The organism is Paenibacillus sp. GYB004 (assembly GCF_036577605.1).
Classification (GTDB): domain Bacteria; phylum Bacillota; class Bacilli; order Paenibacillales; family NBRC-103111; genus Paenibacillus_AB; species Paenibacillus_AB oceani.
On sequence record NZ_JARBDB010000017.1, the window covers coordinates 178,315 to 199,704 of the forward strand.

At 55.6% G+C, this 21,390-nt stretch carries 14 protein-coding genes and 4 tRNA genes; 15 read left to right on the forward strand and 3 right to left on the reverse strand.

Annotated features, from left to right (window positions below; genetic code table 11):
* Positions 1-53: 53 nt before the first annotated feature.
* The gene (locus PV433_RS10040; protein ID WP_332072010.1) at positions 54-890 is read left to right on the forward strand and encodes a sugar phosphate isomerase/epimerase family protein; all 837 of its coding nucleotides are present in this window, start codon (positions 54-56) and stop codon (positions 888-890) included.
* Position 891: 1 nt separating this feature from the next.
* Positions 892-2,298, forward strand: coding sequence for a sialate O-acetylesterase (locus PV433_RS10045; protein WP_332072011.1), 1,407 nt, complete (start codon positions 892-894; stop codon positions 2,296-2,298).
* On the opposite strand, the gene PV433_RS10050 is transcribed toward PV433_RS10045, so the two are convergent.
* Positions 2,260-3,915, reverse strand: coding sequence for an RNA polymerase sigma factor (locus tag PV433_RS10050; protein WP_332072012.1), 1,656 nt, complete (start codon positions 3,913-3,915; stop codon positions 2,260-2,262). The two genes, PV433_RS10045 and PV433_RS10050, sit on opposite strands and share 39 nt — an antisense overlap.
* A 206-nt stretch (positions 3,916-4,121) precedes the next feature.
* Between PV433_RS10050 and PV433_RS10055 the strand changes: the two genes are divergently transcribed.
* Complete coding sequence (locus PV433_RS10055; RefSeq protein WP_332072013.1) at positions 4,122-5,510, forward strand: N,N-dimethylformamidase beta subunit family domain-containing protein; 1,389 nt, start codon at positions 4,122-4,124, stop codon at positions 5,508-5,510.
* Positions 5,511-5,675: 165 nt separating this feature from the next.
* Here PV433_RS10055 and PV433_RS10060 read toward each other — a convergent pair whose 3' ends face one another.
* Complete coding sequence (locus PV433_RS10060; protein ID WP_332072014.1) at positions 5,676-6,923, reverse strand: DUF6183 family protein; 1,248 nt, start codon at positions 6,921-6,923, stop codon at positions 5,676-5,678.
* A 198-nt stretch (positions 6,924-7,121) separates the two neighbouring features.
* On the opposite strand from PV433_RS10060, the gene PV433_RS10065 reads away from it, so the two are divergent.
* The 12 genes from PV433_RS10065 to PV433_RS10115 all read left to right on the forward strand — a co-directional run bounded on the left by PV433_RS10065 (position 7,122) and on the right by PV433_RS10115 (position 19,167).
* Complete coding sequence (locus PV433_RS10065) at positions 7,122-7,670, forward strand: class I SAM-dependent methyltransferase (RefSeq protein ID WP_332072015.1); 549 nt, start codon at positions 7,122-7,124, stop codon at positions 7,668-7,670.
* A gap of 117 nt (positions 7,671-7,787) precedes the next feature.
* Positions 7,788-8,261 carry an AraC family ligand binding domain-containing protein gene (locus PV433_RS34050; protein WP_442951495.1) on the forward strand — a complete coding sequence of 158 codons (474 nt, stop codon included), beginning with the start codon at positions 7,788-7,790 and terminating at the stop codon, positions 8,259-8,261.
* 189 nt (positions 8,262-8,450) lie between these two features.
* Positions 8,451-12,374 carry a heparinase II/III domain-containing protein gene (locus PV433_RS10070; RefSeq protein WP_332072016.1) on the forward strand — a complete coding sequence of 1,308 codons (3,924 nt, stop codon included), beginning with the start codon at positions 8,451-8,453 and terminating at the stop codon, positions 12,372-12,374.
* A gap of 366 nt (positions 12,375-12,740) precedes the next feature.
* Positions 12,741-14,033 (forward strand): ABC transporter substrate-binding protein, encoded by a 1,293-nt coding sequence (locus tag PV433_RS10075; RefSeq protein ID WP_332072017.1) that lies wholly within the window; start codon positions 12,741-12,743, stop codon positions 14,031-14,033.
* Positions 14,034-14,761: 728 nt separating this feature from the next.
* Positions 14,762-15,718, forward strand: coding sequence for an AraC family transcriptional regulator (locus PV433_RS10080; protein WP_332072018.1), 957 nt, complete (start codon positions 14,762-14,764; stop codon positions 15,716-15,718).
* A 184-nt stretch (positions 15,719-15,902) separates the two neighbouring features.
* The gene (locus PV433_RS10085) at positions 15,903-16,772 is read left to right on the forward strand and encodes a sugar phosphate isomerase/epimerase family protein (RefSeq protein ID WP_332072056.1); all 870 of its coding nucleotides are present in this window, start codon (positions 15,903-15,905) and stop codon (positions 16,770-16,772) included.
* Between the two features lie 201 nt (positions 16,773-16,973).
* Positions 16,974-17,048: transfer RNA gene (locus tag PV433_RS10090), tRNA-Glu, on the forward strand.
* 65 nt (positions 17,049-17,113) lie between these two features.
* A tRNA-Val gene (locus PV433_RS10095) sits at positions 17,114-17,186 on the forward strand.
* A gap of 183 nt (positions 17,187-17,369) precedes the next feature.
* Positions 17,370-17,495, forward strand: coding sequence for a hypothetical protein (locus PV433_RS10100; protein WP_332072019.1), 126 nt, complete (start codon positions 17,370-17,372; stop codon positions 17,493-17,495).
* 199 nt (positions 17,496-17,694) lie between these two features.
* Positions 17,695-18,048, forward strand: coding sequence for a hypothetical protein (locus PV433_RS10105; RefSeq protein WP_332072020.1), 354 nt, complete (start codon positions 17,695-17,697; stop codon positions 18,046-18,048).
* 953 nt (positions 18,049-19,001) lie between these two features.
* Positions 19,002-19,075 (forward strand) — tRNA-Met (locus tag PV433_RS10110).
* A gap of 15 nt (positions 19,076-19,090) precedes the next feature.
* Positions 19,091-19,167: transfer RNA gene (locus tag PV433_RS10115), tRNA-Asp, on the forward strand.
* 298 nt (positions 19,168-19,465) lie between these two features.
* Here PV433_RS10115 and PV433_RS10120 read toward each other — a convergent pair.
* Positions 19,466-21,262, reverse strand: a complete 1,797-nt coding sequence (locus tag PV433_RS10120) for a glycoside hydrolase family 2 protein (RefSeq protein WP_332072021.1) — start codon at positions 21,260-21,262, stop codon at positions 19,466-19,468.
* Positions 21,263-21,390 lie beyond the last annotated feature (128 nt).

Genomic DNA, 21,390 nt, shown 5'->3' on the forward strand with positions numbered 1-21,390 from the left:
ATGGATCGGGCGGTTTTTTTCTAAATTTATCAGTATATCGGGGAGGAACTGGGATGAAGCTGTCATTTACGACGCTGGGTTGCCCGCAGTGGGACTTGGAGACGATTATCGCCAGCGCGGTACGTTATGGATTCGACGGAGTCGATTTCCGCGGGCTGCAGGACCAGATGAATGTGTACGAGGCGCGTCCGTTCGCGGAAGATTGTACGGAGACGATCAGCCGTTTGGAGGAGGCCGGGCTCGCCGTCACCTGCTTCTCCAGCTCGATTACGCTGGTGTCCAAGGAACGCGAGGAGCAAAATTTCGAAGAGCTGGAACGATATGCGGAGCTATGCAGGCGGTTCGGCACGCCGTACATCCGGGCATTTGGCGGCAAGCTTGGCGGGGCGGGAAGACAGGAAGCTTTGGACACCGCCGCAGGCCAATTGTCGCGGATGGAGCCGGTGCTGCGTCAGGCGGGCGTGAAGCTGATCATCGAGACGCATGACGACTGGACGAGCTGCGAGGATATGCTGCTTTTGCTGGAGGGGACGTCGCCGGACGCGGTCGGCGTATTGTGGGATGTCCATCACCCTTACCGGATGCTGGGCGAACGGCCGGAAGAGACGTGGAAGGCGCTAGGCTCCCGCATTGCGTACACGCACTGGAAAGATTCGCTGCCGGACTTGAGCGAGCCCGGAAAGTTCCGTTACCGGTTCATGGGCGAGGGAGATATTCCTTTCCGCGATATATATTCGGTGCTTCAAGAAAGCGGTTACGACGGCTGGTATACGTTCGAATGGGAGAAAAGGTGGCACCGCGACTTGGAGGAGCCGGAGCTAGCTTTTCCGCAGTATGTGCAGTTTATGCGTGATCTGCCATCCGCTGATCGGGAGTCGGGAGGCGTGTGAGATGAGCAGTCCGGGAGTAACGATCACAGCCGGTCCGTCGGATTGGCAAATCATCCAGCGCAATGGGGAAGGACTCGGCGAAATCGCCGTTTCGGGAACTTTTGTGACGAATGCGGCCGACTTTACGATCCAGGTCCGGGTAGTCGATGAAAACATGAATACACCCGTTTTGCCCAGGCTCGATTGGCAGGATGCGGAGACGGACAACGATGCCGGTACTTTTTCGATCCGGCTGCTCTTACCCGCCGGAGGCTTGTACCGGATCGAAACGCGCGTACGCCGGCTGAGCGGCCCGGACAAGCGGCCGATGCGCGGAGACTGCATCCATCATATCGGGGTCGGAGATATATACGTCATCGCCGGACAAAGCAACGCTTCCGGCACCGGCAAAGGAGCGGCTGCGGACGGCCCGGCGCTCGGCGTTCATCTGTTCGCGAACGACGAAAGCTGGAAACTCGCTACGCATCCGCTGGAGGACGCGACCGGCACGCTGCATCCGATTACGATCACGTCGGTTTTTCACGGTCATAGCCCTTGGCTCGCGTTCGGCAAACGGCTGCTCGCGCGTACCGGCATCCCGGTCGGCCTCATTCCGACCGCCCTTGGAGGGAGCCGGATCGAGCAATGGGTGCGGGAGGACGGCAGCTACGGCTCGCTGCTGCTCAATATGGAAGAGATGATCCGCAAAGCGGGAGGCGAAATCGCCGGCATCTTATGGTACCAGGGAGAGTCGGACGCGCTGGGCCCGACTGCCGACGACCGCATCGGCCGATATCCGCATCGGTTTCGTTCTCTGCTGGAGGCATTTCGTACCGCTGCCGGTAAGTCCGGAACGGAGCTCCCGGTATTCACGGCTCAGCTTGGCGCTTATACGGCGCTGGACGCTCCCGATCCGCAGTGGAGCCGGATGCGGGAGATTCAGCGGCGGATCGCCCATGAGGAGCAGGTGGAGCTGATCGTAACGGTCGATTGCCCGCTGTCGGACGAAATTCATATTTCCTCCTCCGGCAACGTCTTGGTGGGGGAACGGTTCGCCGATGCGGCTCTGGAACGTATCCACGGAACGCCGACCGCTTACCGGTATCCGGAGCCGGCCGGCATTACCGTGGAGGGTGAAGCGGACGACGCTTTGCTGCTGCGTTTCGCTAACGTCCATGGGGACTGGACCGCCGCCCGCCATCCCTCGGATATTACGGTTCAAGATGCGGCGGGCTCCGTGCCGATCGAACAGTATGAATGGCCCGGCGGGACCGATATCCTCCTTCGGCTTGGCCGAAGCCTGAGCGGGGAAGTCACGGTGCACGGCTTATATGGCGCCTCGCCTCGTCCTACCCTGTTCGACGACGACGGAAGGTGTCTGACGCCGTTTTCATGGACCATCGGGACGGTCGGCGGACAATCCGTGTAGCTCCATGTACATGGCGATGGTGCTGCTTGTTAGGGGATCGGGGATGGTAATCCGGTTATGCTTCAAGGCATAACGCAATCCGGTCATCCGGAAGTCGGACAGATAGGAACCTGAAACATATTTCAACTGATTGACGAGTCGGTCGGGCACATGCTGCCCGATCTTATTATAAATATAGTCGTAATGCTCTTCCATGATGGTGTATAGCTCGTCGTAGAAACATTCGCTTTTGAGAATATTCACCCATTGATGAAGTTGTTCCCGGGTCCATACGGGGAATGTCGGCATGACCGGTCCGCTACCCTTTTTCACAAATCCCCTCTCCATGAGATCGCGAATGACTTCTTTTTCTGAATCCCCGAGCAGCTCCGGAGGTTTGCCCGACTGAATCGCATTGGCCAATATATGGACTTCATGAGAGAATAGTTCTCCGGCACGGTTCCAAAGGTTCTCCATCCTGATTTTGTAGGCCCACATGGCCGCAGTTTTTGACCCGTTCCCGTTATGGCCGACAAAGGTGCTATAGGGCAATTGACAATCCTCGTACCCGACGATGTCCCACCTTCCTTGATGCGGTCTTGCCGTATATTGATTGGGAACTTGCTTCGCTTGCTCCGCCTGGTTGGACAATAAATCGATGACCCGGGGGATCAACGTCCAATATAATTCGTCTGTATCCAGATGACAGCCGATAAAACCGACGGCTCTTATTCGTTCGAGAGCGGAATCGAGGAGCTTCAACAACAGCGGGCTGAAACGTTCGCCGGACTCCGCCAGCTTGTGGAATATGTCCGACTGCATCGTTTTATCTACAATAATGAAGTCTGTCTCGTACCGGCCTTTTTCGACTTCCTTCAGAAGTGTTCCGTCAGCCAGAAGTTGAACTTCTTCCTCCATATACGGCATGGAAATGCCCATCTCCAGACACAGCTCTTCCAGTGTTAGCGGATTCCGGTAGGCTGCGATCAATATGTTTTTAGGAATTTTTCTTTGGATTAACGGCCAAGGTCCGCCGCCTTTTCCGTCTGACCCGCTTTTAGTAAACGTAATATTTTCCGCTTGAAAGCTCCTTTGCCCGATTTCCCGCGCCATTTGCATGCCCTCCCTAATATTTTTCCTGGATTCGTACAGCTTTCGTTTGATCGTACCTGCGGGCAGTTGCAGATTAGAGGCGATGTCTTGAACTCGCTCCCCCCGAATGTAGTAGGCTATGGTGATCTCTCGATAGTAGAAGGACAGGAGAGAGAGTTCCCGTTTCAATAGAGAGATGTTTTCTTTTAGAATCAAACGATCTTCGACGGAGGGGCCGCCGTCTTCAAATTCAGCCAGTTGCTCGTCATCAATGATTGCTGTAACTAGACGACCGCGATGCTTGCGCTCCGCCCATCTCGCATACCGGTTTCTGGCAAGTTTCCACAGCCAATGTGCGAACTCGTACGGCTCACTTCCATTGGATAAGCTGATGACCGCCTGAACGGCAATATCTTGGGCAAGTTCTTCGGCTTCGTGTTTATTCCCTGTTTTCTTCAAGGCGTAGTAGACCAGCTTTTCTAAATATTCCTGCTGCAACAGTGCCAAATAATCTTCCTTGGCATCGGCATAACCGTTTGAATTCACAGCATCACCTGCCTTTCATTTCTATAGTGGCATTGTAGGAGAAACGGTTCAGATTTTTTAAGACGTTTTCGAAAGAATTGTGGAAGGAGTTTCCGCCCCGCAGTTGAACTAACTAGGTGAGAAGATTCCAGAGTTGTTCTAATAAGTGTTGTATGCGGTTATATTAGTCACCGGACAACCCGGATGAGATTTGAGGAGTGAGCGGCATGCCGAATCCGACACAGCGCGAAAATACGCAGCCAGGCACATTGGACTGGCAAATCACGAAATTTAAGTTCGATTATACGCCTACGCTGCAAGGAACGCTAATCCGCGGCCTTCGCTCCTCGGCGATCGAAGGGTATGCTTCGCGTACGAGCGTATATCCCGGAGAGAGCATCGAGCTGAAGGTGAGCGTGTACCCGGAATGTCCATTCACGGTGGACATTTACCGGATGGGGTATTACGACGGGACAGGAGGAAAGCACCAGATGCACCTGGGCCCGTTCGAGGGGGAGGTGCAGCCGATGCCGATGGAGACGGTGGAGCGGCTTCGGGAGTGCGACTGGTCGTCGTGCACGACGCTCGTTATCCCGGAGGATTGGGCGAGCGGGGTGTATTTGGCCAAACTGACCCGGCAGGCCCCTCCCTATGCGCAGAGCTATATCATTTTCGTCGTCAAGCATCGGAGGGCGACAGAGGTTCTCGTTCAAGTAAGCGATCTTACGTGGCAGGCATACAACAAGTGGCCGGGAGTAAACTCGATCTACGACGACGGAACGCCGGAATTGTGGTACCAGGGGCCGAACGTGAGGGTCGGCTTCGACCGTCCGTATTCGAGATATTGCCAAATCGTCGATGCGCCGTTGTCGAGTGGCTCGGGCGAGTTTCTGCTATGGGAATTCCCGCTCGCTTATTGGTTGGAAGCGGAAGGATACGACGTCACGTATTGCTCGAATCTCGACCTTCATGCCGATCCTTCCCTGCTGGACAACTGCCGGGTGTTCATCTCGGTCGGTCACGACGAGTATTGGACCAGAGACATGTACGACCATGCGACGGCCGCGCGTGACAAAGGAGTGAGCCTGTTATTTTTGTCCGGGAACGCGTTGTATCATGAGATTATTCCTTATTCGTCTCTAGGTTCGGCGGAATCGTTCCGTTCTTTCGCGCGCAAGAAACGGTTTACCGACGAGCACGAGCTGATGGGCGCCCGTTCCTACGGGCCGGGTTACGGGGACTGGACGGTGGCGAAGCCCGATCATTGGGTGTTCGAAGGGACCGGCATGAAAGCCGGCGACAGCATCCCGGGGCTGATCGGCTGGGAATATCACGGCATTCCGCTAAAGCAAATCGAGGGGATGGAGCTGCTCGCCCACAGCGAGCTGATCGGAACCGGCGCCGTCGCCGAAGGGGACGGGAAGCACGCGGCCGTCATCTATCCGGGTCCGCACGGCAACTGGGTGTTCAACGCCGGTACGATCTGGTGGGCGGAAGGGCTCAGCAGCCCGCCAGGGCATATCCCGGCCGTAGGTACGTTCGGCCGCGTCCAGGGCCCCGATCCGCGGGTACAACGGATCACCCGGAACTTGCTCGATCGCTGCATCGGGCGATAGTAGTTGGAATGAAGACAGGCTGGCGACCCGAATAGGTCTCCAGCCTTTAGGTTTAATAACATGGACTCGTGTGCATTTGTAGTGGACAAAACGTCACGGGTTGATTCGTTCCATTCATTTGCCCCGCTTATACGCTATGGCCATTTACAGGTGGGCAGCCGGGACCTAATCGGTATCGGTCGAGGCGAGCACGGCAAGCGAGCGGCCGTCAGGCCTGAGGCAGGCGATGCCCATATCCCACGCGACCTGCCGGAACCATGGAGTCGGGGCGTCGAAATACCACCACGAGCAATTTCCGGCGAGCTGTAGGACCGTATTGGCATCGGCGGTTACCGGAGCTCCACATAAAGCGGCAAACGACTTCCATGCCTCCAGCCGCCCGAAAGCATTGCAGTTCCCGTCATTGTAAGCTCCGCCATTCGCTGCAGCGGAATACAGCAGATTAAACGCGCGTGTGGCAAAAACCGACCTCAGCATCACATGGGATGCGGATGAGCCGTGCAAACATAACAGGCCGAGCGATACGAGTAATTCTTCGGTAATATGAACGGGCGCATGAAGCTTCTCCAGGTCAAAAACCGCCGCTTCCGATCGTCCGCCCGAATGTTCGCGCCAGTTGGTCACGGCGGACTGAAGCCGATCGACTTCCTCCGGCGTATGAACCGACCTGTAGGCTGCCGAAGCGGAAGGAGCCGACCGTGCTGCAACTTGTTCCACCGCTCGCCGTGTCTCTTTGTCTGCACGCCGCTTTGGACCGAAGGACGAGCCGTATCCCCCTCCGCCGCCTTTGTTGTAATGACGGAGCATCAAATCCTGCTCCAGCTCGGTTCGATGAAGCGGCAGCCACGCCAGAGGATGGCCGTGTTCCTTAATCCGGCTGTACACCTGCTGTACGACCGGATTCCGGCGATCCACGTTGTGCCGGACGACCGCTTCATACAACAGCAGAGCAAGCGGCTCCAGCGAATGGTTGTCTTCCCGGGCTGCGTGCTCCAGGATCGTCATCAGTTCCTGCAGCGGCCGGGCCTCCGCCAGTACGGCTATGTAGTAACGGAGATGGTGCTGCTTTGCATTTCTCGGAAATGCGGATTCCGTGCCGCGCCGTTCCGTCAGCAGTTGCTGAAGCGAGGCGAGGAGGCTTGCGGACGGGGATACCTGGACCATCACCGTTTCCAAAACATTCAGCATCGTCCCGACCAAGTTCCAGTTTTGCTCCTCGGCCCGGATCCGAAGCTCGGTAAGTTCGACCGCCCGGAGCAGCACATCGTCTCGGCCTTGCTCGGCCCACCGGTCGATTTGATCCTTTAGCCGGGAGGATAGCGATTCCTCGTAACCGTATAACGCATATTGCTCCATCCATGCTATAAATGGTTCCAGCTCCGGCTCATGCTCGTAAGAAGTTTCGTGAATCAACGATACACCGTCCCGCTTGTTTTATGAGAAGGTACCTCTTGTTTACATACGCTGAGCTTCAATGATAAGTTGCAGTTATTAATTTGGCATTGCGCTTGAAACCGATAAATGATGCCATCTGCCGCAACTTACCAACCCGGATCGGCGTATGATTCCAAATACAGGCGGCACAAGCATTTTCTATATCTAGGGGGCATTATGGAACAAAGAGTGGTAATCGGTGCCGGGCAGCAAAACAACAACCCCGGCTGGACGCATACTCAGGAGGCCGATTTGAATCTGCTGGCGCGTGATCAGTGGAGCAGGCTTTTCACGCCGGGCAGCTTGTCGGCGGTTTTGGCCGAGCATGTATGGGAGCATCTGTCTTATGAAGAAGGGATCGAAGCGGCGAGAACTTGTCTAGAGTTTTTAAAGCCGGGCGGGTATATCCGTTGTGCGGTGCCGGACGGCTATTTTCCGGATGAAACGTACCAGAAGCTGGTGCAGGTAGGCGGACCCGGCCCGCTGGACCATCCGGCGGCGAGTCATAAGATCGTACATACTTACAAATCGTTAAGCACGATGTTCGAGAGTTCCGGTTATGAGGTCGTTCTACTGGAATATTGCGATGAGAGCGGAGAGTTCCACTATGAAGAATGGGACGAGAGAAAAGGGTTCATCTACCGGTCCAAGCGGTTCGATCACCGGAACCGGGACGGGAAATTAGGCTTCGTATCGCTTATAGTCGACGCGATAAAACCTCTTTAAAAGACGGTTACAAGCTGCAAACTCGGCGCATCGTGAGCGATATAGCGGGAAGTCCCCAAGCCAATATCAGTGTCAGAGCTGACTCATGACCGATCTTACACCAAAGGTGGAAAGCGAATGAGCCAAACCTACCCTTTAATCGATGTATTCAGTTACCGAAATGAAAGCTTTCTGTCTTCTTTTTTTCACACCCATTCCGAATATGAAATTTTATATGTACACGCCGGTCAATGCCAATATTTATTAGGGACCACTGTTGTTGATCTGACACCCGGAGATATGGTCGTGTTGAACGGGCTCAGCTCGCACGGACCTCTCATGGAAAGGCAAATTAAATGTACTCGCACGATGGTCCGCTTTGACGAAACGGTTTTGAAGCCGCATCTTAACCAGCCTAGAGCCCGCTGTGCATGCCAAAGGACCGTCCGGACACACAATTGCCGGACGGTTTTTCATAGTAAGCCTGTAAGGGTAAGCACTTGTATGATTCAAAATCCGCGTAACATCCGCGAATTTCCCCAACTGCGCTCCATCTTCGAATCTGCAAAAACTTTCAAAAAAAAGAAGAGCCTTTTTTCCCTGTTCAAATGATAGAGTGGCGCTTATACTAAAAAAGAGACATGTATAATACAACTCACTATTTTTATACATGCTCAGAACGGTATCCCGGGAAGCGGGTGGTAGCGGAGAAGGATTGGAAGCGTTGTCATGAAGCTGTACGTCGACATCCAAGAACCGGCCTCATGAACCATTCGTGTATAGGAAACGGGAGGGACCCAGATGAGTGTATCGATTCGCCGGCCGATATCGGTCGTGCTTTGTTTGCTGATGTTAGTTTCTGCAGTATCATTTACAGCTTCCCGGCCGGCGTTGGCTGCGGGAAGCGGAGTAGCGGAGTTTATTATGCCGGATACGACGGTTTACCGATTTGGAAGCGCTGTCCCCGGACAGCCTACGGTCACGCTGGCGGGCGATCCGAACGCCGCACCCAAAGTGACGAACGCTACATATGGAGTGAAGATTGAATCGACGCTGACGGCGCCGTTCCGCACGTTCGAATTTCAGGTCGCCCAGGCCGGAAATTACATTGTGAAGCTTGGCGGCATGACCGGACAAGACGGCGGCACGGCCGACGTCAGCATCGACGGAGTCAAGGCGTCGCAGTACGGCTTCTACAGCGTGACGGGCAAATATCCGCGGCCCGATCTGTATGTGCAGGAGCTGCCGCTGACCGCCGGGACGCATACGATTACGCTGACCGTAACCGGCAAGGGCAACGGAGTCGGCAACGGCACGGGAACGGTCATGTATCCGCATCGCCTCGTGCTGATCAACAGCGATCAGGTGACGAACAGCAAGACGCGAAGGACGTATATGACGGATGCGAAAATGGCAGCGGCGCGGCAAAACGTCCAGCAGTACGACTGGGCGGCGGCATTGCGCGATAGCGTGCTGGCCAAAGCGGACGCCTTCGTCGCGCTCGGGTACGAGGGACTGTGGAACCTCGTGCCGACCCAGGCCATCCCGCGCAGTTATAACACGAATCAGCTTACCGGCAACTTCAGCCCGGTATCCGGCGATCTGAAATCGTACGGCAACTATCCGTGGAAAGCGGACCCGCTGAACGATCCGTGGAAAATTACCGACCCGGCAAGCGGCTACAAGTTTCCGACAAACGATTTCGGAGCCTATTACCAGAGCGGATTGGACGAGCACGGCAATTTTAATCCGGCATTAGCCGACCGCTCGCTTCTGGTGAACACGCTGTATCCGGACAAAGGCCCGACATGGGGCGTCGACGACGGCTACGGCTGGGTAGATCCGCAGACGAACAAGCGGTATACGTTTATCGCGTATTATGCGCATTGGTTCGCCTGGTACGGCAGCCCCGCCAACGTGAACGGCGCGCTCAGCCATTTGCAAAGCGCGTACGTATACACCGGAGACGAGAAATATGCCAAAGCCGGCGCGGTCCTGCTCGACCGGGTGGCCGACGTGTATCCGTCGCTCGACGTGGCCGAATTCAGCAACGCGGTGTATGTCAACTCCCACGGGGGCACCGGGGACGGTAAAGCGGTAGGATCGATCTGGGAAACATCGCTCGTCAAAGTATTTGTCGGCGCTTACGACGCCTTTTTCACCGCGTTTGATGCGCCGGACGTCGTGGCGTTTCTCCAGGCCAAAGGCCAGCAGTACAAACTGCCTATGAAATCGAGCGGCACGAAGATCCGCCGGAACATCGAGGACGGCATTCTGCGGCAAGTGCAGCCGGGCATGTACTGGGATCAGATCCGCGGCAATAACGGATTCCATCAAAGCGCGGTAGCGCTGGCCGCGGTCGTTCACGATACGCTGCCGGAGACGAAAGACTGGCTCGATTTCGTCTTCCAGCCGGGGGCGTTCGTCAATCAGATCCCTAGACGTGTCACCGGAGGCAACGTGCTGTTCAGTATGGTGAACGATGTCGACCGCGACGGGCACGGCAACGAAGCGGGACCGGGCTACAACAAGCTGTGGCTCAATACGTACTTGACAGTTGCCGATGCGCTGGACGGGTATGACAAATATCCGGCGGCCGACTTGTATGAAAACGTGAAGTTCCGCAAAATGTTCCAGGCGATGTATCCGCTGACGATGCTGGGCCGGTATACGCCTTCGATCGGCGACAGCGGCACGACGGGGCAGCCCGGCATCCAGGTCGATAAAGCCCAGTCGATCAAAGCGTTCGAACGGTTCGGCGATCCGGTATACGCCCAGCTTGCTTATATGCTGAACGGCAATAAGACGGAAGGGATTCATTCCGACGTGTATACGGCCAATCCGAATCAGGTTGCGGCAGACATCGAAGCCGTCATTGCGCAGCATGGCCCGCTCGATCTCGACAGCACGAACTTGACCGGTTACGGCCTGGCGGCGCTTAGGGACGGGGCGGCCGGCACCGGAGCGGATACGAGACGTGCGATGTGGACGTACTACGGACGGACGAGCGGCCACGGGCACCGGGATATGCTGAATCTGGGCTTGTACGGCTTCGGTATCGATCTGCTCCCGGACCTCGGATACCCCGAACAGGCGAATGCGACCGACGTGAACCGGTTCGAATGGGTGAATAATACGATCAGCCATAATACGGTTATGGTCGATAAGAAAAAACAGGCGGCGGTTTGGGACGGCACTCCGACCTTGTACGACGACAGCTCGATGGTCAAACTGTTCGAGGCCGAAGCTCCAAAAGCGTATCCGCAAACCGAGCTGTACAAACGGACCTCGGCGATGGTGAAGGTGGACGAGGCGAACTCGTATGTCGTTGACTTTTTCCGGGTGAAGGGCGGCAGCGAGCATCATTTCAGCTTCCATGCCGCAGAAGGACCGGTAACGACCGAAGGGCTCTCGCTGACGGCGCAGCCGACGGGAACGTATGCCGGACCGGGCGTCGAATTCGGCGTCAGACCGGCAAACGACAGTGTAACCGGATCGGGATATGCCGGACCGGGCTTCCATTGGCTGAAAAACGTGGAGCGTGACAACGAGCCGTCCGCGGCGTTCAGCGTGGATTACGACGTGGAGGATACGTGGAACGTTCATCCGGTCGACCGGGATATTCACGTGCGGATGACGATGCTCGGAGATCTGGACGACGTAGCTTTGGCCGACGGGGTTCCGCCGCGCAATAAGCCCGGCAACCCGGAAAGTCTCAAATACGTCGTCGCCCATCGCAGCGGCGCGAATCTGGACAGTACGTTCACGTCGGTGATCGAGCCTTACGAGAACTCCCGTTTCATCAGCGATATTTCGCAAGCATCCGTATCGGCAGCGCCAGGCTCGGTATCGGCCGACGTGTACGGCGTGAGGGCAGTCAAGGTGCAGCTGGCGAACGGCCGGACCGACTACGTCGTCAGCTCGATGAACCCGGATGCGGCCTATGTGATCGACGGCAAAATCCGCTTCCAAGGCTCTTTCGGCGTCTACTCCGAAAACGGCGGCCAGCCGGTGTTCAGCTACATAAGCAACGGCGCCTCTATCGGCAGAACCGGTCCGGAGTACGCCGGATACGCGAACACAGGAGTTGCCCGTCTGGAAGGAACGGTCACCGACTTTACGAGGGAGTTGTCGCTTCAGAACAAGCTTCAGGTACAGCTTGATCTGCAAGATCAGCAGCCGGGCAGTCTGATCGGCCGATCGGTCTACGTGCGCAACGACGGCCAGCGCAATGCGGTCTATCTGATCAAGGACGTCGTGCCGCTTGGCGGGGGACTGTACGAGCTTGATCTCGGCGATATTACGCTCATCCGCTCTTATGCCAGTACGACCGATTTGTCGCAAGGGTTTAAGTACGACGTTGCGCCCGGTAACACGTTCGTCATCCCGCTCGCCCGTCAACTGATGTGGCCGGCTTCGATAACGATCGTATCGCCCAAGACGGAGCTGACCAAAAACGAAACTGTTCAGCTCCAGGTGAAAGGCTGGTACGCGGACGGCACCGAAGCCGACCTGTCGGGATATGAACTCGACTGGGACAGCGAGCACCCGAATATCGCCAACGTCAACGGGCAGAGCCGGCTGAAGGCGCACAACAAAGGAACGACGACGATTTCTGTGGAAGTCGAATCTGCCGATAACGATGATGACGATGATGAGGAGGAAGAGGACAGCGAAGGCTTCGAGTTCAAGCTCGGGGCGGCTTTGCAGATTACCGTGAAATAAGGAAAGTGTGAGGAAAGGCTCGTTGTCTGCGCGAATGCAGGCTGCGGGCTTTTTCTCGTGTCTCGGGTAAGGGCTGTTGCTGCACAAGGGAGAGACGATTCGCCGCCGCAGCCGCGGCCAGGCTGGACCGGCTGTTTCCGGCTCAATCGCGGCGTCTGCACAATATTGCGGCGGATTAGGATCAATACAGCGGAACCGGCGATTTTCTATACTAGGCTTATAACGGAACAACGATCAAGGAGGGGGTGCCGTTTTGGGTGAAGAGGAACAACGGTTTCCGCGAAAGGACGCGTTAATGGGGGAGTTATTTTCTCAGCTTTATTTGCAAACGGTTACATTTTATTCTTGTGAAATGGGGGCAGAAGTATGAAAAAGCTCATATGGAGTATGGCTTTGCTGGCGGTATTCGCGAGCGGCTGCGGTTCCTCGGGGACGCCCAAGGCAGGCGACAGCGGCAAGCCGGAGGAAACGCCGGTCAAAATGGAGCCGGTAACGCTGAAATTGTACAATTATGGCGCGCTTACTCCGGAGATCATCGAGCAGTTGTTCGTTCAGCCGCTGAAACAGAAATATCCGCACATCACGCTGCAAGTATTGGAACGCACGGCGATGCCGATCGAAAACCTCGCCATCGGCGGGAACGAAGTGGACATTATTACAGGGTGGGGCAGCCTGCTGGACCAATTCGCCAACTTCAAGCTGCTGGCCGATATGACGCCTTTGATCAAAAAGTACGAGGTGGATCTGAACCGGTTCGAGAAGTCGAACCTCGACGGCGTCAGGCTGCAATCCGATACGATCGCCAAAGGCGGCCTGTTCGCCCTCCCGTTCGGCTACAACTACTATGCGACGTTTTATAATAAAAACATTTTCGATAAGTTCGGCGTTCCTTATCCGTCCGACGGCATGACCTGGGAGCAGGCGATCGAGCTCGGCAAAAAGCTGACGCGCATGGAGGGCGGAATTCAGTACAAAGGTCTCGATCCGGAAGGCATCGAGAAAGTCGGCAACTCGCTGTCGATCCCCTACGTCGACCCGGTTACTCTCAAGGCTGCGGTAAATACGGACGGATGGCGGAAAGTGTTCGAGCTGACCAAGCGGATCAACGATATCCCCGGCAACGAATTTCAGATCACGAGCCACGGCAATACGGTCAACCGGTTCGTGAAGGACAAAAACGTGGCGATGCTGGCCGCCCCCGAAGTGTTAAACGGGATGGCCAACGCCGATTTCGAATGGGACGTCGCGGAATATCCGAGCTTCCCGGAGCGGCCGCACACGTCGGGGATGGTTCAGACGTTCGTGCTGCAGATCGCTTCGAACAGCAAGCATCCCGAGCAGGCGATGCAGGTGATCAAGCTCGCGACCTCCGATGAGGTGCAGACGGCGCTGAGCCGGTCGGGCATTATGCTGAGCGCGCTGCAGAACGAAGCGATCAACAAAAACTTCGGCGCCGACCATCCGCTGCTTAAAAACAAACATATCGAAGCGATTCTGAAAACGAAGCCGGCCCCGTATGTCGTGCAAACCCGGTTTACGAAGGCGCGGGGCATACTGGAAGCGAAATACAAAGATTACGCGGCAGGCAAAAAAGATGTGAACACCGCGCTACGGGAAGCCAGCGAAGAGATCGACGCGTATATTGCCGCCGAGAAGTAACGGGATCACGTATCAGGCAACGAAATTATTTGGAATGCCCGTCTGGCAGCTGCGGCAGGTTCGATTTCTGATTACCGCAGGGGCAGAGCCGGAGCCTGATCACATTAGACACAGTCCGCCTACGGAGTGGGAGCGGACTGTTTTTGTTTTTTGTACGAAACTCATACCCTGGAGCCCCAAGCGGCGCAAAAAAGTCGGGGGCAACCCGCTTATGCTTTAGGCTAACGAATCGTATCGTGCTTATTGCCGGGAGAATGGCTTCTTACTGATTTAACGAACTCCAGCGACCTTATGAAGTCGTAAACAGACGAAAGTGTGATCGGATGAGTGAAATAACGCTTATGAAGTTCGCAATATTGTCATATCGTTGTAATTTGACCCATTAAGGGTTACTCGGTTCGTTAGACTAACAAGCAGCCTGCTGCTCTTTTCCTCCTTGATCGGTTAAGTTTCATAGGGGACAGGCGGCTGCCGGTTTCTACCGGATTAGCGGCAGTCTTCGGACAATAGCGGACTGTGCACCAGTAGTCGGTTACTTGGGCCGGCGGGAGAATACAGCTTCTCTACTCCTCTTACGCTTCCCCGCCCAGCCTCGCGCCTATTTCCGTAGGAGGGTGCCGCAACGTTTCAACGGGTGGACCGTGATCTTCCTATTGCGGTACTTTAGGGAAAGTGGGTATGATGGAGAGGAGCAGGGCGATGGAGACGGAACGAGAGGAGCGGTCGTAATGTCGGTACCCCAAGGGGCCAAGATGACGAGCATACCGGGCAAGCGGCGATTTCAATTCGATTGTTTGCACCTTCCCGAGCCTATGCATTACGGACCCTTATTGCTGCAGCAGATCGGCGATCTGAGCTGTGATGCGAATTTTGTCCTTTCCAATCACCAGCAAGTCTGTTATGAAATCTCGTACGTCGTTTCGGGAAAAGGCTGGTTCGCCACCGACGATCACCGGTTCGATCTGGAACAGGGCGATATCTATATCGGCAAGCCGGGAGAGTACCATCAGGGCGGGAGCGATCCGGACGAACCGTTCCGGTACTTGTACCTCGGCTTTCATTTCAACCCGTCGCTGCCTGCGGATCATCCGTTCCTCGATATCAAGAAGAGGATGGACAACAAGGCGACGCCCCGCTGCCGGGACCGGCTGGACATCCGCACGCCGTTTGTCAATGTGCTCAAAGAAATGTGCGGCACCAACCGGTTTTCCGAGTCGATGATTCAGATGTACCTCGAGCAGATCTTGATCTTGACCTACCGCAACTTTTTCTCCGACTGGGATGCTAAATATCCCGGGGAAGGCGGCGAGAATGCTGCGAAGAGAGCCGTATATGCGGCCATCCATTACATCGACGACCGTTTGCTGCAAATCGAGGATTTGAAAGAAATTTCCGACGCGTTCGGTTACAGCCTATCGTATTTGTCTCATTTGTTTTCCAGGGAAACGGGCGACTGCCTCCGCGATTATGTGGTCAAGAAAAAGTGGCGCAAGGCGGTCGAGCTGATGAAAACCGGAGAATATTCGATTACGGAAATCGCCGCCATCATGCGTTACGACTCGATCCACACGTTCAGCCGCGCGTTTCGCAAGGCGTTCGGTTATTCCCCGACGCAATATATCCGCGAACATTTAAAGCCGCCCTCCGGGGCTGGCGCTGCACGGAGCAATAACGCCGTTTTTTAAACCGGCTTGCCTGATCTGGAAGCGGGACCTGTCCATGGCGGCAGGTCTTTTTTCGGTTTGTGGAGGAGGGGTACAACTTCCGGGCGGCTGCACAATATTACGGCGGCGCCGGAACAATACAGCGGAGGCGGCTGTTCCTTATACTTAGCGTGAGACGAGGAAGGGGAGAGTGCTTACCGTGAAAATGACAAACAAAATTGGAGTTATCGCCGACGGGTTTCGAGTCGGGGTCATGCAAGGAATAGCGAAGGCGAAAGAAGCCGGGGCGGAAGGGGTGCAGCTGTACGCCGTCCGGGGGGAGATGGAGCCGCAGTCATTATCGGCGCCGGCGCGGCGGGAACTGAAAGATTATATCGCATCGCTCGGACTGGATATAGCCGCCTTGTGCGGCGACTTGGGGGCGTTCGGTTTTGAGGACGAGGCGGCCAATCCGGAGAAAGTCGAGAAGTCGAAACGAATTATGGAGCTTGCCAAGGAGCTCGGGACCGATATCGTGACGACGCATATCGGGGTTATCCCTTACGACACGGAGAGCAGGGAGTATGCGGCGATGCAGGCGGCTTGCCGGGAGCTGTGCGAGTATGCGGAGAGCATGGGCTCCTTTTTTGCCATCGAGACGGGGCCGACTACCGTTTATCATTTGAAGCTATTTCTCGATACGCTCGGAGGCAAAGGGGTGTCCGTCAACTACGACCCGGCCAATCTTGTGATGGTTACCGGCGACGATCCGGTTCGCGGCGTATATACGCTGAAGGACTATATCGTGCATACGCATGTGAAGGACGGAGTCCGCTTCGTAGCCGTCGATCCGCGCGAAGTGTACGGGGCGCTTCATTATACGCCTCAGGAGAACGGCAAGATCCGGGAGCTGGTCCGGGCCAGGAAGGTGTACACCGAAACGCCGCTGGGAGAAGGACATGTTTCGTTTGACGCTTACTTCCAGGCGCTGCTGGATATCGGCTATACGGGCTATTTGACGATCGAGCGGGAGACTGGCGAACATCCGGAGGCGAATATCCGCCAGGCCGTCGATTTTGTGAAAACATACCGGTAGTTGGCGGCGGCTCGAGAGGCTGTTCAGGTGTCGGGCGGGCGTCGGCAGGGCTGTGGCGGTTTTACATGGGCCGCGGCCCTGGACGTTTTCGCGGAGGAAAATAAAAAAATGTAGAAGACTAGTTGCCAAGTCGATAGATTTATGCTAAGATTAATTTCGCTGTCACTCCTAGTGAGGACAAGCGAATGCAACAACTAGCATGGCCCGTTGGTCAAGGGGTTAAGACACCTCCCTTTCACGGAGGTAACAGGGGTTCGAATCCCCTACGGGTCACCATCCTTGTTATAGCTTCGCCTGGAATGAGAACCTATTAGGTTCGTCGGAGCTTGCCAATACTTCATGAACGCTTAGCTCAGCTGGGAGAGCACTACCTTGACAGGGTAGGGGTCAGCGGTTCGATCCCGTTAGCGTTCATCCATAGCAATACCCGGAAAGCCTTGCTTAGCAAGGCTTTTTTGTTTTGGTGCGCCCGGCTTGGCAACCTTGGGAGTGCGACGGGAAACTATAACTGCTCTCGATTACTTGTAACCCTGATAGCGGATACGTATAACGAATAACGCAAAATTGCAATTGGATCGCTACCCGGAAATGTACATAATGAGGCCGTTAAAGGGCGCGACGGAAGCGCAGTTGTTTAAGCGGGCGATTTTCCTGCATTTGCGCATGGGCGAGCTTGCTAACGCGAGGCTGGCCGAGAGGGTAGTCGCATTCGCCATTGTATGAATATGTGCACGAGGAACGCCCGGGTTCAATCGAAGGGCGTTCTTTTCTTTTCGCATGTTACCGCAGCGCTTCTGCGAAAGCACCTGAATAAGATTTGCGGAACTGATTCGGCGTTACCCCATACTTTCTCTTGAACTTGTTGTAAAAATAATATGCAAGGCTGAAAGCGTATGTCAGGACGAATGCCGCCGGTTGGTCCGTGGACGATATAGGCAGAAGGCAGCACCGCCCTCTGGTGCAAGCGGCCAAACCGGTCAGAGGGTTGGTCTATCCGGGGCTGACCGTTGCGAAAAGCGACGGAACCGGCTTGTGGATATGCGCAGGCCGAACGGATGCGGCCGTATCGACCGCGCAAAGCTCGGGAGCTGACGTGCTGCCGGTGACCGATGTGTCCGGCATGAGTGTCGGCGACGTGCTCGCCGTTTGCCTGGACGACCGGACGACGCAGTGGACTACCATTTCGGCGATTGCCGGCAATGCGGTGACGATATCGGCGGCGCTTGCGGGGAATGTTGCCGCCGGTGCTCCGGTTGCCGCGATCCGATGGGCTTAAGCTGTGAACATCCCCCGGACCGTTTTGGTTCCGGGGATGTTCGTTTCGGTGCGCCCGGCCTGGGCGTCATCTATACGGCGAAAGTCCGGAACGGGGACTGGAGAGCGCCTGCCGCTAGCCAAGAGTAAGGGCTGAACCGGAAAGGGTCCAGCTTTCGGATTGGTCCACCGTGGTTTTGCGGATAAGAGTAGGTTACTACTTAGGTCCCCCGTTTAGTATATCTTACTTCGGCGCAGGCAGCGGTTTGTGGAGGAATAGGAGCGGTTTCCAGCTCTTATAATCGAACATTTACCCGGAATCGCAGTTTTCCAGCGATATAAGAGCCTCTATCGTCACCTATTCCGGTGCGGACGGCCATTTGAGGTGTAATAAGAGCGATTTTAGCTCTAATTTGCTGGCCGGGTAGAAAGAGCAAATCAGGCAGACCTGTACTCCTCGACTTAGGCGACTCGGGGGCTTCTTTTACAAGAATTATTTCTTCAATAGCAAGATAATCACAAGGGCGGCGACGAGAAGGAGGAACAAACCTCCGGCGATCAGCAACATAAACGAAATACTCACATGGTCAGCTCCCTTCCACGCTACAATTGGGATTCGGCTGCCGGGAAACGGTCAGGCGGAGAATCGGCGTCTGGTTAGACGGTAAGCGGGTTACCCTATTCTATCGCTAATTATAGCATACGAGGACAGCGAAAGGACGGCTGCGGTGCGAGACATCTCCCAACAACGGGGTATTGCGGATATGCTGCATGAATACGATTGGTCGACCGCAAGCTGCCACATTTGGTTGTTATGCAGGGGCTTCTAATCGGTGTCGGACAATTCAGAGCATTCTGTGTTTGCGGGATTACGGGAAAAGGCCTTGCATTACGCGTGCAATCATAGTATAGTATGAAAAGTGATCAAACGGAACGCAGCTGTTGCTGCGGCGGACGAGATCCGAATTATAACGACGCGGGGTGGAGCAGCCCGGTAGCTCGTCGGGCTCATAACCCGAAGGCCGCAGGTTCAAATCCTGCCCCCGCAATTTGATTTACATAGTGGAGCTGTGGTGTAGTGGCCTAACATGCCTGCCTGTCACGCAGGAGACCGCGGGTTCGAATCCCGTCAGCTCCGCCATTTGTATTACTTACAGTACGGATGAGAACCTTTAGGTTCGTCGAAGCGTTACTTCGGTAGTATAAGCTTCGCAGTCTCGTTACGGAGTAACGAGAATCCCGTCAGCTCCGCCATTTTATTTAAATAGTAGACTACAATCGCGAATGTGCGATTTTTTTGCATTTATGGGGCTTTTTTGTTGAGGCGTGCTTTCCTTTAACATTTTGTTCCGATGAAAAGGCAGTCCTCCTTCGATCGAAGGGCAGGGACTGCCTTTGACGTTTGTACCAGTACTACTTTTACGGAATCTAGCCCGCTTTTACAGCTCCGGCAGCTTCCCTTGATTAATCTGCCGGATGACGTCCAGCGGGAGCTTCGGTTTGCGGTCGTAGGTGAGCAGGCCGTTTTTCTCCTGTTCGACGTCCGTCAGCTGCGTGTAACAGTAGCCTTGTACGACCGGGCTTTGCAGCAGCGGATGAACGACGTCGGCCAGCCTGCGGGCGAAATCGGCTTCGTCTTTGGCGCCAGAATATCCCCAGCCGTCCTCGTCCGCCTTTTTAAAGGCGATCCCGCCGAATTCGGTAACCAGAATCGGCTCGCCTCCGTAGGCGAAACCGCCGGCGAAAATCGTCCGCCCGGCCGGAACGGCCAAGACCGCTTTGTCCGCTGAGCTGTACCGTTCGGCAAGCACCTCGCGTCTCCATTCATAGTCATGGATGGTGCACAGGTCGGTGGTGGCGTGCTCCCAGCCGTCATTGGATACGACAGGCCGGGTGACGTCCAGCGACTTGGTCAAATAATACATCGCCTTGGCATGCATCTGCTGCTGGTTGTCGTGGGCGATGTCCGGGACACCCCAGCTTTCGTTGAGAGGCACCCAGGCGACGACGCAAGGATGGTTGTAATCCCGCTCCACGGCTTCCGTCCATTCGGCGGTCATGCGCTGTACATACGTTTCCGAATACATGTACGAATTGGCCATCTCGCCCCAAACGAGCAGACCGAGCTTGTCGCACCAATACAAGTAGCGGGGATCTTCCACCTTCTGATGCTTGCGCGCGCCGTTAAAGCCCATTGCTTTGGTCGCCTCCACATCATAACGGAGCGCCTCGTCCGTCGGCGCGGTCAGCAGACCGTCCGGGAAATACCCTTGGTCGAGCACCAGCTTCATGAAGCAGGGACGGTTGTTGAGCAGCAGCTTGCCGTTATCGATCGAGATTTTGCGCATGCCGAAATAACTTTTAACCACATCTACAGACTGCCCGTCCTGGATCAGCTCGAAGGTGACGTCGTACAGCTGCGGATTTTGCGGACTCCACCAGCGGCCGGAATCGTGGCCGTACTTATCGGTCAGAACGATGCTGCGGGACTCCGCTTCGCGGCGCATGCTGAACAGATCCTCTGCGACAAGCTCCCCTTTAAAGGAAATGATCGTCCGTACCGCAAGCGAACTCAGCACCGGATCTCCGGCCGTATAAGGATGAGAGAGATCGAACTGCAGATGAATGCGATGATGGTCGATATCCGGTGTCATACGGACCTGTCTCAGGTGGGCGGGAGCAACCGCCTCCAGCCATACCGTCTGCCAGATGCCCGTCGTGCGCGTGTAAAAGATCCCTTCCGAGCGGTCCTTCCAATACTGCTTGCCTCGGGGAAGCGAGACGTCGCGGCTGTAGTCCTGCGCGCGTACGACGACAACGTTGCTCCCGGAGCTTGTAACGTAATCGGTAATATCCGCTTGAAACGGCGTATGGCCCCCGCTGTGTACAGCTGCGAGCTGACCGTTCACCCATACCTGGGCCTCATAGTCGACAGCGCCGAAATGAAGGTTCACCCGCTTGCCGGCAAAGGAATCCGGGAGCTTGAACGTACGCCGGTACCATACGATATCGTGGATATCGGGATCGCCAATACCGCTAAGCTTGCTCTGGAAGCAGTAAGGAACAGTAATCGTTCGGGTCAGCGGCTGGGCCGCGCCGGCGTACCACTTCTCCCGCACACCTTCGTCACGGTCGTCGTAGTCAAATTCCCATTGGCCGTTCAAATTCAGCCAGTCGCTGCGTTCAAACTGAGGGCGGGGATATTCCGGACGGGGAATGGCCGGATGCTGGTTCATCGTTCATCTCTCCTTAATATTAATAATATATGTAGTAAAACAATTAAAATTGAGGTAAACGGTGCAGAAGGGAGCACGCTCCAGTCTGCAATCGATCCGTTGGGCACAGCGGACGGGCGGAGTGTGCC

Coding starts and splice junctions, on each gene's coding strand:
- PV433_RS10040 (WP_332072010.1), top strand. CDS start 54: ATGAAGCTGTCATTTACGACGCTGGGTTGCCCGCAGTGGGACTTGGAG.
- PV433_RS10045 (WP_332072011.1), top strand. CDS start 892: ATGAGCAGTCCGGGAGTAACGATCACAGCCGGTCCGTCGGATTGGCAA.
- PV433_RS10055 (WP_332072013.1), top strand. CDS start 4,122: ATGCCGAATCCGACACAGCGCGAAAATACGCAGCCAGGCACATTGGAC.
- PV433_RS10065 (WP_332072015.1), top strand. CDS start 7,122: ATGGAACAAAGAGTGGTAATCGGTGCCGGGCAGCAAAACAACAACCCC.
- PV433_RS34050 (WP_442951495.1), top strand. CDS start 7,788: ATGAGCCAAACCTACCCTTTAATCGATGTATTCAGTTACCGAAATGAA.
- PV433_RS10070 (WP_332072016.1), top strand. CDS start 8,451: ATGAGTGTATCGATTCGCCGGCCGATATCGGTCGTGCTTTGTTTGCTG.
- PV433_RS10075 (WP_332072017.1), top strand. CDS start 12,741: ATGAAAAAGCTCATATGGAGTATGGCTTTGCTGGCGGTATTCGCGAGC.
- PV433_RS10080 (WP_332072018.1), top strand. CDS start 14,762: ATGTCGGTACCCCAAGGGGCCAAGATGACGAGCATACCGGGCAAGCGG.
- PV433_RS10085 (WP_332072056.1), top strand. CDS start 15,903: ATGACAAACAAAATTGGAGTTATCGCCGACGGGTTTCGAGTCGGGGTC.
- PV433_RS10100 (WP_332072019.1), top strand. CDS start 17,370: ATGAGGCCGTTAAAGGGCGCGACGGAAGCGCAGTTGTTTAAGCGGGCG.
- PV433_RS10120 (WP_332072021.1), bottom strand. CDS start 21,262: ATGAACCAGCATCCGGCCATTCCCCGTCCGGAATATCCCCGCCCTCAG.